This window comes from Paraburkholderia sp. GAS348 (assembly GCF_050434205.1).
Taxonomy (GTDB): domain Bacteria; phylum Pseudomonadota; class Gammaproteobacteria; order Burkholderiales; family Burkholderiaceae; genus Paraburkholderia.
Genome location: NZ_JBNPVT010000012.1, coordinates 71292 through 85303, shown reverse-complemented (window position 1 = coordinate 85303; position 14012 = coordinate 71292). Strand labels below are relative to the sequence as shown.

The 14012-nt window shown below is 62.1% G+C and carries 13 protein-coding genes; all 13 read left to right on the top strand.

Features of this window, described 5'->3' with window-relative positions:
- The first annotated feature begins 134 nt into the window (after positions 1-134).
- The 13 genes from ndk (at position 135) to P3T22_RS20510 (ending at position 13968) form a co-directional block, all read left to right on the top strand.
- On the top strand, positions 135-560 hold the full coding sequence (ndk, locus tag P3T22_RS20570) for a nucleoside-diphosphate kinase (RefSeq protein WP_012433533.1): 426 nt from the start codon (positions 135-137) through the stop codon (positions 558-560).
- Between the two features lie 206 nt (positions 561-766).
- On the top strand, positions 767-1918 hold the full coding sequence (rlmN, locus tag P3T22_RS20565; protein WP_063497997.1) for a 23S rRNA (adenine(2503)-C(2))-methyltransferase RlmN: 1152 nt from the start codon (positions 767-769) through the stop codon (positions 1916-1918).
- A 215-nt stretch (positions 1919-2133) separates the two neighbouring features.
- On the top strand, positions 2134-3282 hold the full coding sequence (locus P3T22_RS20560) for a helix-turn-helix domain-containing protein (RefSeq protein WP_429325954.1): 1149 nt from the start codon (positions 2134-2136) through the stop codon (positions 3280-3282).
- 87 nt (positions 3283-3369) lie between these two features.
- Positions 3370-4674, top strand: a complete 1305-nt coding sequence (gene ispG / locus P3T22_RS20555; RefSeq protein WP_429325953.1) for a flavodoxin-dependent (E)-4-hydroxy-3-methylbut-2-enyl-diphosphate synthase — start codon at positions 3370-3372, stop codon at positions 4672-4674.
- Positions 4675-4721: 47 nt separating this feature from the next.
- Positions 4722-6062: a histidine--tRNA ligase gene (hisS, locus tag P3T22_RS20550; RefSeq protein ID WP_429325952.1), complete on the top strand. Its 1341-nt coding sequence runs from the start codon at positions 4722-4724 to the stop codon at positions 6060-6062.
- A gap of 66 nt (positions 6063-6128) precedes the next feature.
- Positions 6129-6758: a YfgM family protein gene (locus P3T22_RS20545; RefSeq protein WP_063496604.1), complete on the top strand. Its 630-nt coding sequence runs from the start codon at positions 6129-6131 to the stop codon at positions 6756-6758.
- Positions 6759-6833: 75 nt separating this feature from the next.
- Positions 6834-7979 (top strand): outer membrane protein assembly factor BamB, encoded by a 1146-nt coding sequence (gene bamB, locus P3T22_RS20540; protein WP_429325951.1) that lies wholly within the window; start codon positions 6834-6836, stop codon positions 7977-7979.
- Positions 7980-8409: 430 nt separating this feature from the next.
- The gene (gene der, locus P3T22_RS20535) at positions 8410-9747 is read left to right on the top strand and encodes a ribosome biogenesis GTPase Der (protein WP_063496601.1); all 1338 of its coding nucleotides are present in this window, start codon (positions 8410-8412) and stop codon (positions 9745-9747) included.
- 167 nt (positions 9748-9914) lie between these two features.
- Positions 9915-10151 (top strand): RNA chaperone Hfq, encoded by a 237-nt coding sequence (hfq, locus tag P3T22_RS20530; protein WP_063496600.1) that lies wholly within the window; start codon positions 9915-9917, stop codon positions 10149-10151.
- A gap of 57 nt (positions 10152-10208) precedes the next feature.
- Positions 10209-11396, top strand: coding sequence for a GTPase HflX (gene hflX / locus P3T22_RS20525; RefSeq protein WP_063497996.1), 1188 nt, complete (start codon positions 10209-10211; stop codon positions 11394-11396).
- A gap of 49 nt (positions 11397-11445) precedes the next feature.
- A complete protein-coding gene (gene hflK / locus P3T22_RS20520; protein ID WP_429325950.1) occupies positions 11446-12816 on the top strand; it encodes an FtsH protease activity modulator HflK in 1371 nt (456 codons plus the stop codon).
- A gap of 12 nt (positions 12817-12828) precedes the next feature.
- Positions 12829-13731 (top strand): protease modulator HflC, encoded by a 903-nt coding sequence (gene hflC / locus P3T22_RS20515; RefSeq protein WP_063496598.1) that lies wholly within the window; start codon positions 12829-12831, stop codon positions 13729-13731.
- A gap of 45 nt (positions 13732-13776) precedes the next feature.
- Positions 13777-13968 carry a DUF2065 domain-containing protein gene (locus tag P3T22_RS20510; protein WP_054041860.1) on the top strand — a complete coding sequence of 64 codons (192 nt, stop codon included), beginning with the start codon at positions 13777-13779 and terminating at the stop codon, positions 13966-13968.
- Positions 13969-14012: the final 44 nt, after the last annotated feature.

Genomic DNA, 14012 nt, shown 5'->3' with positions numbered 1-14012 from the left:
TACGCTACCAGTATTCGCGAACTTCTGCCCGGAGTCTTTCAGTGCTGTAAGGGATCAATCGCAATCATACACGGGAACATGCTACAATAGCGGATTCATTTGAATCTGTAACCTCTTAATTTTTTGGAGTTTTTATGGCGATCGAACGCACCCTGTCGATTATCAAGCCGGACGCAGTGGCCAAGAACGTGATCGGTCAGATCTACAGCCGTTTCGAAAACGCTGGCCTGAAGATCGTGGCTTCGCGCATGGTTCACCTGTCGCGCGCTGACGCAGAGAAGTTCTACGCTGTGCACGCTGCACGTCCGTTCTTCAAGGACCTGGTTGATTTCATGATCTCGGGCCCGGTGGTCGTGCAAGCGCTGGAAGGCGAAAACGCGATCCTGAAGCACCGTGACCTGATGGGTGCAACCGACCCGAAGAAGGCAGAAAAGGGCACGATCCGCGCCGACTTCGCCGACAGCATCGACGCTAACGCGGTGCACGGTTCGGACGCCGCTGAAACGGCTGCAGTTGAAATCGCGTTCTTCTTCCCGCAAGTGAACGTTTACTCGCGTTAAGCGGGTTTGAGCCAGGTTTGAGCGGGTTAGCGTTGTAGAGGCGCTATCCGCGCGATTCGTGTGCAGCCGTTGAATTTGTCGCACGAATCCGCACGAACAGCCTGGCAAAGTAGTAAGGTAAAGCAGCAGGAATGGGCGCGAACGGCATTGCGTTCATGCAGCTTGTTGCATGAACGTAGTCTCGCACTGAAATGGCAGGATTCGATATGACGAGCAGTCCCACCGTCAACCTTCTCGATCTCGACGCCCAAGGGCTGGTCGCTTATTGCGACAGCCTGGGCGAGAAGCCGTTTCGCGCCAAGCAATTGCAGCGCTGGATCCATCAGTACAACGCTGCCGACTTCGACGGCATGACCGATCTGGCGAAGTCCTTGCGCGAAAAGCTTAAAGGGCGCGCAACGATCACGATGCCTGGCATCGTCAGCGACAATATTTCGACCGACGGCACACGCAAGTGGCTGATCGACGTCGGCAACAGCAACGCGGTTGAGACCGTTTATATCCCCGAAGAAACGCGTGGCACGCTGTGCGTGTCGTCGCAGGCCGGGTGCGCAGTCAACTGCCGTTTCTGTTCGACCGGCAAACAGGGTTTCTCCCGCAATCTCACCACCGGCGAAATCATCGGCCAGCTGCGCATGGCCGAGTTCGCGCTGCGCGCGACGCGCGGCACGGACGGCGGCCGCGCCACGGGTGGTGACGGAAAAGGCGAGCGCGTCGTCACGAATGTGGTGATGATGGGCATGGGCGAGCCGCTGCTCAATTACGACGCGGTGGTGCCCGCCATGCGTCTGATGCTGGACGACAACGCGTACGGCCTGTCGCGCCGGCGCGTCACGCTGTCCACCTCGGGTGTGGTGCCGATGATGGACCGGCTCGGCGCCGATCTGCCGGTGGCGCTCGCGGTATCGTTGCATGCGCCGAGCGACCCGCTGCGCGACATGCTGGTGCCGCTGAACAAGAAGTATCCGCTGCGCGAGTTGATGGCCGCTTGTCAGCGCTATCTGAAGGTTGCGCCGCGCGATTTCATTACGTTCGAATATTGCATGCTCGACGGCGTGAACGACAGCGAAGCGCAAGCGCGCGAATTGCTGGCCGTAACCCGCGACGTACCGTGCAAGTTCAACCTGATTCCGTTCAATCCGTTCCCCGAGTCGGGCCTCATCCGCTCGAAGCCGGAACAGATCAAGCGGTTTGCACAAGTGCTGATGGACGCGGGCGTCGTCACCACAGTGCGTAAAACACGCGGCGACGATATCGACGCTGCCTGTGGTCAGTTGGCCGGTGCGGTGAAAGACCGCACGCGCCTCGCTGAGCGCACCGGGAAGGCGGCGAAGGTGATCGAGGTTCGCGCCGTGTAATCGCGCGAGGCGGCAGGGCGTGGCGTTCGGAAGAGCGCTATCGGGGTGCGTAAAACCCCCCACGCCATCCGCGATTGAAAAGAAAGTTTGCAGAAGCGATCGGAAGCGGCACATAAGGCCGCGCATTTTGTTATAAACGGTCTGCGATTCGGGCGTGAGGCTTTGGTCCGTCCGGGTTGCACAAGTGAAAAAGAATCGACGCGAAAGGATTTGGGATGAGTGAGCCGCAGCACCCGCAGCCGCAGGACACAGACGCAAACGAAGGCCATCCGGCGCCAGTCGCCCGGGCGGTGGTGCAGCCTGTTGTACAGCCGGGCCTGGCTGGCTTGGTCAGTTTGGATTCCCTGGCAGCGGTTGGCGCGCGCTTGACCCAATTGCGTGAATCGAAAGGCTGGACGATCGAAGATGTGTCGGCGCGCCTGAAGGTATCCGTCACCAAGTTGCATGCGCTCGAATCGGGTGACATTAGCCATTTGCCGGACACGACCTTCGCGCTCGGCGTGGTGCGCAGCTACGCGAAGATGCTCGGCGCCGATCCCACGCCATTCACGCAGGCGTTGCGTCGCGAGAAGGGCGTGCCGGCGCCGGATCTGTCGATGCCGGCTTCGTCCGGCAAGGATTTGCCGCGTGGCCGCGTATCGCTGTCGCTTGGCGGCAGTGGGCAAAAGAGCCACTCGTGGCTATGGGGCATTGCGGCGGTCGTCGTCGCGGTGATTGCGCTCGGCATGTGGCATACCAATGGCGGTGATTCGTCGGCATGGCTCGCCCGGTTGAAGGCGGGCGCTAACGGCGCCGCGGGTGGCGCGACTGGAGCATCGGGCGCGGTGGCGCAGGGTCAGGCGGCAGGTTCCGAGGCAACCGCAGAAGACGCTGCTTCCGCTCCGGAAACGCAGGCCGCAGCGGATAACGCAGCGTCGGCTACGCCGATGCCCGCGCCGCTCGCGACCGGTACGGCGCCGTCGTCCGCACCGGCTGTCACGGCAGCAGCGGTCGCGCCGAAGGCCGGTTCGCAGGCACAGGCTGCGGCGCAAGGCGCGAGCGTGCCGGTGGTCGCCGCGATAGGCGCATCGGCCGCGGCGGATATGGCAACTGCGGCAACCGCAACGCCGGCCGCGGGTGAGGCGATTATCGCGTTGCGCGTAACGCAAGACAGTTGGTTCAGCGTGCGTGGCAAGGACGGCAAGGAGCTGTTCTCCGGCCTCGTGCACGCGGGCGATACGAAGGAAGTGACAGGCGCGGCGCCGTTCAAGGTCACGGTCGGCAACAAGGTGGGTCTCGAGTCGCTTACGCTCGATGGCCAGCCAGTCGATCCGTCGAAATATTCGGCAGCCAAGGGTAATGTGGCGCGCTTCGCGTTGCCCTGATTAGATACGGTATGCGTCGCGGCCAACCGGGTTGCGGCGCTTTTTCAATTTATGCGCTACGTCTTTTGTGTGGCGCATGCGGCGTAAATGGGTTTTTCGATGCAATCCGAAGCTCAATCCCAATCCAGTAGCAAGGTCGTTTCAAACGAGCCGGTATTTGGCGGCCACGCTGCGCGGCGCAAGTCGCACGCGGTCGATGTCCGTTGGGGCGGACAGCTCGTCACCATCGGCGGCGATGCGCCCGTGCGCGTCCAGTCGATGACCAACACCGACACCGCGGATGCGATCGGCACAGCGATCCAGATCAAGGAACTGGCGCAAGCCGGTTCGGAACTGGTGCGTATCACGGTCAACACGCCGGAAGCGGCGGCGGCCGTGCCGGCGGTGCGCGAGCAGCTCGACCGCATGGGCGTGTCGGTGCCGCTGGTCGGCGATTTTCATTACAACGGCCATTTGCTGCTGCGCGATTACCCCGCGTGCGCGGAGTCGTTGTCGAAGTACCGGATCAACCCGGGCAATGTCGGCCACGGCGCCAAGCGCGACACGCAGTTCGCGCAAATGATCGAAGCGGCGGTGAAGTACGACAAGCCCGTGCGGATCGGCGTCAACTGGGGCAGCCTCGATCAGGACCTGCTCGCGAAGATGATGGACGAAAACGCCGCGCGTTCCACACCGTGGGAAGCGCAGAGCGTGATGTACGAGGCGCTGATCCAGTCGGCGATCGGCTCGGCGGAGCGCGCGGTCGAAATCGGCCTCCCGCGCAACAAGATCATTCTGTCGTGCAAGGTCAGCGGCGTGCAGGATCTGATCGCCGTGTATCGTGAACTCGCGCGCCGTTGCGAATTTGCGTTGCATCTGGGTCTGACCGAGGCGGGCATGGGGTCGAAGGGTATCGTGGCGTCGACCGCGGCGTTGTCGGTGTTGCTGCAGCAAGGCATCGGCGACACGATCCGTATCTCGCTGACGCCGGAACCGGGTGGCCCGCGCACAGGCGAAGTGATTGTCGGCCAGGAAATTCTGCAGACCATGGGCCTGCGTTCGTTCACGCCGATGGTGATCGCGTGCCCGGGTTGCGGCCGCACGACCAGCACGCTGTTCCAGGAACTGGCGTCGCAAATCCAGACCTATCTGCGTACGCAGATGCCGGTGTGGCGCGATCAATATTCTGGCGTCGAGAAGATGCACGTGGCGGTGATGGGCTGTATCGTCAACGGTCCGGGCGAATCGAAGCAGGCGAATATCGGCATCAGCTTGCCGGGTTCGGGCGAAAATCCGGCCGCGCCGGTGTTCATCGACGGTGAGAAGGTCAAGACGCTGCGCGGCGAAAACATCGCGCAAGAATTCCAGCAAATCGTGAGTGACTACGTCGAGCGCCGCTATGGCCGCGCCTAAGCTGGCCGCGCCTAAGCACTCAACTAAATACCGTCAATCAAAGACAGATGACTGAACAGAAGAAAAAGCTCGACAAGCTGTCCGGCGTGAAGGGCATGAACGACATCCTTCCGCAGGAAGCCGGGCTGTGGGAATTTTTTGAAACGACCGTCAAGTCGATGCTGCGTTCGTACGGATACCAGAATATTCGTACGCCGATCGTCGAGCATACGCAGTTGTTCAAGCGCGGTATCGGCGAGGTGACCGATATCGTCGAGAAAGAGATGTACAGCTTCACGGATTCGTTGAACGGCGAAAACCTGACAATGCGCCCGGAAAACACGGCGGCTGTCGTGCGTGCGGTGATCGAGCACAACATGCTGTACGACGGTCCGAAGCGTCTGTGGTACATCGGCCCGATGTTCCGTCACGAGCGTCCGCAGCGCGGCCGTTATCGGCAGTTCCATCAGGTCGGCGTGGAAGCATTGGGCTTTGCCGGCCCGGACGCCGACGCTGAAATCATCATGATGTGCCAGCGGCTGTGGGACGACCTCGGCTTGATGGGCATCAAGCTCGAACTCAATTCGCTGGGTCTCGTGGAAGAGCGCGCGGCGCATCGCGTCGAGTTGATCGCGTACCTCGAAAAGCATATGGACGTGCTCGACGAAGAGGCGAAGCGCCGTTTGTACACGAACCCGCTGCGCGTGCTCGACACGAAAAATCCGGCGATGCAGGAAGTCGCGCAGAACGCGCCCAGGCTGATTGATTTTCTCGGCGAAGAATCGCGTGCGCACTTCGAAGGCCTGCAGCGCATTCTGAAGGCGAACAACATTCCGTTCACGATCAATCCGCGTCTCGTGCGTGGTCTCGATTATTACAATCTGACCGTGTTCGAATGGGTGACGGACAAGCTCGGCGCGCAAGGCACGGTCGCGGCCGGCGGCCGTTACGATCCACTGATCGAACAGCTCGGCGGTAAACCGACTGGCGCGTGCGGCTGGGCAATGGGTGTCGAGCGTATCCTCGAGTTGCTGAAAGAGGAACAACTCGTGCCGGAAGACGAAGGTTGCGACGTGTACGTGGTCCATCAGGGCGACGCGGCGCGTGAACAGGCCTTTATCATCGCCGAGCGTTTGCGCGATACCGGCCTCGACGTGATCCTGCATTGCAGCGCGGACGGTCAGACGGCGAGCTTCAAGTCGCAAATGAAGCGTGCCGACGCGAGCGGCGCGGCATTCGCGGTGATCCTTGGCGAAGACGAGATCGCCAACGGTACGGTCGGCGTCAAGCCGCTGCGCGATACAGCCGCTAACGGCGGTAAAAACGAGCAACATAACGTGCCCGCCGAAGACTTGACCGAATTTCTAATCAATGCGATGGTTGCAACCGCCGAAGACGGCGACGACTGATCGCGATGTCGCCGAGCCTCCTGGCTCGACACGCACACGTATCAAGAACGAGGAAATCGCCGGGCGATGAGTTACCACGACGAACAAGAATCGATTGAAAGTCTGAAGGCATGGTGGACGCAGTGGGGCAATGCAACCACGTGGATCGTGCTGGTGGCATTGGTTGCCGCTGCCAGCTGGAACGGCTGGAATTTCTGGCAGCGTCGTCAGGCGGCGGAAGCCGCGGTGCTGTACGACCAGGTGCAGCAAGCCGTTGCATCGGGCGACAAGGCGAAGATCACACGCGTCGCCACCGACATGGAAGACAAGTTCAGCCGTACCGCGTATGCGCAGATGACCGCGCTGGGCGCAGCCAGGGCGCTGTACGCCGCGGGTGACGAAGGCGCCGCGAAGGCCCAGCTGCAATGGACCATCGATCACGCAAAAGACGACGAGTTCAAGCAGATCGCCAAGCTGCGTCTGGCTTCGCTGCTGCTCGACGACAAGGCTTACGACCAGGGTCTCGCACTGCTCGCCGAGCCGCAGTCCGATGCGTTCAAGAGTGTTGTGGCAAATGGCCGCGGCGACCTGCTCGCTGCAGAGGGCAAGCGTGACGATGCGCGCGCGGCCTACAAGCTTGCGCTCGACTCGCTGTCGAAAAACGATAGCTCGGCACGCCAGTTGATTCAGTTCAAGCTGGACGCGCTGGGCGGCTAATTGCCGCATGCAGCGCGCCGCATGACACGACCAACCGGTCTCCTTTAATTAATTTCCTGAATGCTTCGTCCACCGATGAATCTGCTGAAACGTTACGCTGTGCCCGTTGCCTGTGCGATGACCGTCCTCACCATGGCGGCTTGCTCATCCACGAAAGACGAGCGCCGCGTGCCGACGCCGCTCACCGAGTTCAAACCCGTGCTCGACGTGCAGCAGGCGTGGAAGGCCAGCGTGGGCAAGTCGGGTCGTTATCTGTTCTCGCCGGTCGCGGTCGGCAACGCGGTGTACGCGGCTGGCGCGAACGGCTCGGTTGCCAAGATCGACGCGCAAACCGGCCAGGACGTCTGGCGCGTCAAGCTGCATGAGGACCTGTCCGCAGGTGTCGGCAGCGACGGCACGCTCACGGCGGTCGGCGGCCTGAAGGGCGATGTCTACGTGCTCGGCGCGGACGGCAAGCAATTGTGGACCGCCAAGGCGCCTGGTGAAATCATCTCGCCGCCGCTGGTCGGCAACGGCCTCGTGGTGGTGCGTACGGTCGACGGTCAGATCGTCGCGTTCAATGCGCAAACCGGCGAGCAGAAGTGGAACTACCGCAACCGCGCGGTGCCGCTCAATCTGCGCGTCTCGTCGGGCATGACGTTCGCGGGCGACGCGGCTGTGCTGGCGGGCTTCCCGGGTGGCGCGTTCGCCGCGATCAACCTGCAGACCGGCGACAACTACTGGCAGACGCCGGTGTCGTATCCGAAGGGCGTCACGGAAGTGGAGCGCATCAATGACGTGACGGGTCCGCCCACGCTGATCGGTTCGGAAACCTGCGCGGTGACGTTCCAGGGCCAGATTGGCTGCTTCGATGCGAACTCGGGCCGCGCGCTGTGGGAAAAGGCGTTCTCGAGCACGAGCGGCCTCGCGCAGGACGACCGCGCCGTGGTGGCGGCCGACGACTGGTCGGTGGTGTCGGCATTCGATGCCAACAGTGGTGCGCCGCTCTGGAAGAACGACAAGCTGAAGAACCGCGACCTCAGCGTCCCATTCATACTGGGTCACGCTGCCGTGCTGGGCGACTATCAGGGTTACGTGCATTTCCTGTCGCGCGACGACGGCACGCTCCTGGCCCGTGTGAAGACCGACGGCAGCCCGATTACCGCAGCGCCGGTGCTGGCCGGCGAGACGCTGGTCGTCCTGACGCACGACGGCGACCTGTACGGCTACCGCCCGCGCTAATCGCGCAGGCTGGGTGGTCAGGCGTGCAGGCCGGCATTGCCGGCCGCACGCGTTTTTGTTGTGCAGCAGAAGCAGAGTAACTAGAAGAATTCCGCCGGACTGGCTGGTCCGGCAAGTCGGATCAGAAACGGCCCATGTGGCCATCGGTGGCTGCTTGCGGCGCCACCTTCGACGGCACCTTGGTCGATACGCAGAGAATCGTATCGGATTGGCGTGCGGGCCGTCGGGCAAGAAAGACTGAACCTGGCGGCCCATTGGCGCTGCCCCAAACAGCCAAACTCTCGTCCGCTTTGGGTGCGCATATTGACAGCGCAGCCGGAGCTGGCCGAATTCGTGATAATTTTCGTCAAACGCTGCCGTGTAGCGGCCGCATGGCGTCGCTACGCGGGCGGTCGATTTCGATCCCGCGTTTCACCGTGAACAACATCTGATGAAACCCGTTATTGCCCTGGTTGGGCGCCCCAATGTGGGGAAATCCACGCTTTTCAACCGTCTCACGCGCACGCGTGATGCGCTGGTTGCCGACCTGCCCGGTCTCACCCGCGATCGCCATTATGGCGAGGGGCGCGCCGGCGACCGGCCGTATCTGGTCGTCGATACCGGCGGCTTCGAGCCGGTCGCGAAAGAAGGCATCCTGCACGAGATGGCGCGTCAAACTCGCCAGGCGGTCGAGGAATCCGACGTCGTCGTGTTCATCGTCGACGGCCGCAACGGCCTCGCGCCGCAGGACAAGACGATTGCCGACTACCTGCGCAAGACCGGCCGGCCGATCTTCCTCGTCGTCAACAAGGCGGAGGGGATGAAGTACACCACGGTGGCCGCCGACTTCTACGAACTCGGTCTCGGCGACCCGCGCGCAATTTCGGCGGCGCACGGCGACGGCGTCACCGAAATGATCAATGAGGCGCTGGGTGTCGCGTACGCCGGGCAGCCGGAAGAGAGCGACGAGGAAAAGCAGGCGCACGGCGTGAAGATCGCGATCGTCGGCCGGCCGAACGTCGGCAAGTCGACCTTGATCAACGCGCTGGTGGGCGAAGAGCGCGTGATTGCGTTCGACATGCCGGGCACCACGCGCGATTCGATCTACGTCGACTTCGAGCGTCAGGGCAAGCCCTACACGCTGATCGATACGGCCGGTTTGCGTCGCCGCGGCAAGGTATTCGAAGCGATCGAGAAGTTCTCGGTGGTGAAGACGCTGCAGTCGATCTCGGACGCGAACGTCGTGATCCTGCTGCTCGACGCACAACAGGATATTTCCGAACAGGACGCGCACATTGCCGGTTTCGTGGTGGAGCAGGGCCGTGCGCTGGTCGTCGGCGTGAACAAGTGGGACGGACTCGATTCGCATGTGCGCGAGCGCACCAAGGCAGACATCGAGCGCAAACTAAAATTTCTCGATTTCGCCAAATTCCACTTCATTTCCGCTGCGGAAAAAACCGGAATCGGCCCGCTGATGCGCTCGGTCGACGACGCCTACGCCGCCGCCATGGCCAAGCTGCCGACGCCGAAGTTGACGCGCGCGCTGATCGAGGCAGTGGAATTCCAGCAACCGCGCCGACGCGGTCCGGTGCGCCCGAAATTGCGTTACGCGCACCAGGGCGGACAGAATCCGCCGATCATCGTGATTCACGGTAATGCGCTCGATGCGATCACCGAAACGTACAAACGCTACCTCGAAAACCGCTTCAGGGAAACTTTCAAGCTGACTGGGACTCCATTGCGCATAGAGTTCAGATCGTCGACGAACCCTTACGCGGACAAAGGCTGAAACCCAGGCTGAAACCCAGGCTGAAACCCGCGTGTGTGCTGGGTTTGGCCGGCTGGCCAGCCCGCTCGCGCAAGAATGAAAATCGGCTATAGTGTAGCGGTTGACGGCGGATCTCTTTTTCCTTCGTCGTCGATTCAGTCAACCTGCAAAAAAATACGGAGTTTGCTATGAGCAACAAAGGGCAATTGTTACAAGACCCGTTTTTGAACGCACTGCGTAAAGAGCATGTGCCGGTGTCGATCTACTTGGTCAACGGCATCAAGCTTCAAGGGAACATCGAATCGTTCGACCAGTACGTCGTGTTGCTCCGGAATACGGTCACCCAGATGGTTTACAAGCACGCAATTTCTACGGTCGTGCCTGCGCGTCCGGTGAATTTCCACCCGGATACCGAACAGTCCTAACCCCCGTCGCGGCCGGCGTAGCGTCGCCCGTTGGCGATTACTCCCGGCCGCCTCATTTTGATACCGTCCAATTTGATCAATGCAGCGCTTGTCGGCATCGACTTCGGTAAGATCGATTTCGAAGCCAGCCTTGAAGAACTCAGCCTGCTCGCGCAAAGCGCGGGCGCGAATCCCTTAGTCACCCTCACGGGGCGCCGGTCCAGTCCCGATGCCAAGATGTTCGTCGGCAGCGGCAAGGCCGAAGAATTGCGTCTTGCCTGTGAGGCGAACGACATCGAACTCGTCATTTTCAATCACGCTCTGGCGCCTGCGCAGCAGCGCAATCTGGAGCAGGCGCTTAACCGCCGCGTGATCGATCGCACCAGCCTGATTCTCGATATTTTTGCGCAACGCGCCCGCAGCCACGAAGGCAAGCTGCAGGTGGAGCTCGCGCAGTTGCAGTATCTATCGACGCGGCTAATCCGCGCATGGACCCACCTTGAACGCCAGAAAGGCGGTATTGGTTTGCGCGGCCCCGGTGAAACGCAGCTCGAAACCGACCGCCGTTTGATCGGCGAGCGCATCAAGGCGCTCAAAACCCGCCTCGAAAAACTGCGCCGTCAGCACGGCACGCAGCGCCGCGCGCGCAGCCGCAATCAGACGATGTCCGTGTCGCTCGTCGGCTACACGAACGCGGGCAAATCCACACTTTTCAATGCGCTGACGAAGGCCCAGGCGTACGCCGCCGACCAGCTATTCGCCACGCTGGATACCACGTCCCGCCGTGTCTATCTCGGCGACGAAGCCGGCCAGGTGGTGGTGTCCGACACAGTCGGTTTCATCCGCGAATTGCCTCACCAACTGGTGGCGGCTTTCCGCGCCACGCTCGAGGAAACCATCCACGCCGACCTGCTGCTGCATGTGGTCGACGCGTCGAGCGCCGTGCGCCTCGATCAGATCGATCAGGTGAACGAGGTGTTGCACGCCATCGGCGCGGACACGATTCGCCAGGTGCTGGTGTTCAACAAGATCGACGCCGTGCCGGAGTTGGCGGCCCGTGGCGACGCGGTCGAGCGGGATGAGTATGGTAATATTTCGCGCGTCTTTTTGAGCGCGCGCACGGGGCAGGGGCTGGATACATTGCGCGCTGCCATCGCTGAAATCGCTACTGCCGAACCTCTCTCCGATACGCTGGTCGATCTGTCGGAAGAAGACCGGTCGGCAGCACCACGCGAGGACCGCAAGGTCTCAGAACTCGGGCACTGACCCGCTCCAATTGCACTGACCCGCTGTCTACTCTGGTGAACGAACACAGGTGAACGATTACAACGAGCGGAGTATCTGGCTGCGCATGCGCGCCATGCTTTCACTGAACGATCCGCGCTGGGGCCGGGGCGACGGCAATGGCGACCGCCAACGACCCAACGAACCCAAGCGTCCGCCGACCAAGGACGGTGAAGGCCCGCCCGATCTCGACGAGATGTGGCGCGATTTCAACCGCCGTTTGAGCCGGGTGTTCGGCCGCAAGGGCGGCGGTGCGGGCGGTGGCCGTCCGGACAACGGTCGCGGCGCGCGCATCGGTGTGGGCATCGTGATCGGCGTGTTGATTGCGATCTACCTCGGCAGTGGCGTGTTCGTCGTGCAAGATGGCCAGGCCGGCGTGGTGATGCAGTTCGGCAAGTATCGCTACACTGCGGGGCAGGGTGTGCATTGGCGCCTGCCGTATCCGTTCGAAGCGCATGAGCTCGTCAATATCGGCCAGATCCGCCAGGTGGAGATTGGCCGTAACAACGTGGTGCGTCTCGCCAACGTGAAGGACGCGTCGATGCTCACGCACGACGCCGATATCGTCGACGTGCGGTTTTCCGTGCAATACCAGGTGAGCAAGCCGACTGATTATCTCTTCCGCAGCGTCGATCCCGATCAGAGCGTCATGCAGGCCGCGCAGGCGGCGGTGCGCAGCATCGTTGGCGCTCGCAGCGCCAACGACATCCTCTATCAGGACCGCGAAGCAATTCGCCGGCAACTGATGGCGTCGATTCAGCAATCCCTGGATGAATACCAGTCCGGCGTTGCCGTGACCGGTGTCACGATTCAGGGCGTGCAGGTGCCCGACCAGGTGCAAGCCGCTTTCGACGATGCCGCCAAAGTGCGTCAGGACAACGAACGCGCCAAGCGCGAGGCGCAGGCCTATGCCGCCGAGCTGCTGCCGCGCGCGCAAACCGACGTCGCGCGCCAGATCGACGAAGCGAAAACGTATAGCGACAAGACCGTGGCGCAGGCGCAAGGCGATGCCGAGCGCTTCAAGCAGGTCTACGCGCAGTACTCGAAAGCGCCTGCTGTGATTCGCGAGCGCATGTACCTGGAAACCATGCAGCAGATCTATTCGAATACGACCAAGGTGTTTGTGGACAGCAAGAGCGGCAATAACGTGCTGTATCTGCCGCTCGACAAGCTGGTCGAGCAGACTCGCCAGCGCGTTGCTGAAGTTGCTGCCGCTTCTGGCACCGCCGTTGCGTCAGGTGCAGCCGTTCCGCAAGCCGCGAGCAGCGCTGCTGCACCGTCTGCCGCTGCTTCCGCACCCGCCGCGGTCTCGACGCCTGCCAGCCAGGCTGCAGCCAGCAGCGACGCACTCCGTTCACGCGACTCCTTCCGCAGCCGTATGCGCGAAGACGACGTTCAATAAGGAGCGCACATCATGAACAAGATCATTGCGCTCGTCGTTGCCTTAGTCATCGTGCTGTTTGCCGCGTCGTCGACGGTATTCGTGGTCGACCAGCGGCATCTGGCTGTGCTGTCCTCGCATGGCGATACCGCGCCCGTTTTGCTCGGCCCAGGCCTGCACGTGAAGCTGCCGCCGCCGTTGCAAACGGTCACGCTGGTCGATAACCGCATCCAGTCGCTCGACGCGCCGGATGAAGATCGCTATGTCACGTCGGACAAAACCGATCTGCTGGCCAACCCGGTCATCAAATACCGTGTGACCGATCCGCTGAAGCTGCTCGCCGAAACCAAGGGCGATGTGCAAAGCCTGTCGGACCGCCTGGCGCTGCTGTCGCGCAGCGCGCTCGGCGACGCGTTCGGCAAGGTCACGCTGACCGACGCGCTTGCGAAGCAACAGGCCGTTGCCGACGAAGCACGCGGCGCGATGGACAAAGCCGCGGCATCGCTGGGCGTGTCGGTGCTCGACGTGCAACTCACGCGGGTCGATTTCCCGGCGGCGATGGCCGACTCGGTCTACAAGCGGATGATCGCCGCACGCGAGCAGGCCGCGGCCGACGAACGTGCGAAGGGCACGGCCGAGGCCGACCAGATCAAGGCGGACGCCGTCGGCCAGCAACAGGCGATTCTCGCGGACGGCTATCGTCAGGCGCAGACTATCAAGGGCGAGGGCGATGCCAAGGCGGCGGAAATCGCGGCCGAGGCATACGGCAGCGACCCGCAGTTCTATCAGTTTTATCAAAGCATGCAGGCGTACAAGAACACCTTCAAGCCAGGCGACGTGATCGTGGTCGACCCGAGCAGCGAGTTCTTCCGCTTCATGCGTAGCCCGACCGGCGCCGCCGCCCCGGACGCTCCCGCGGCACCGCGCAAACACTGATAACCGGAAACGCCGCGGCATCCGCATCGCGGCCTCTTCATTCGCATGGACATAGCCGGCTCGTTACTGCTCGCGATCGCATTGATGCTGATTATTGAAGGGATGTTTCCCTTCGTTTTTCCGAGCGCCTGGCGCGACACGTTCCGTAAAATAGCGGAACGGCCCCCGCATCAGATTCGCGTCGGCGGGCTGGTCGTGATGGTGCTCGGGTTAATCCTGCTGTTCATCGTGACCTGAAGGGACGCTGCACAGCGCTCGTCGCTGCGTGCCATCGCGATGGT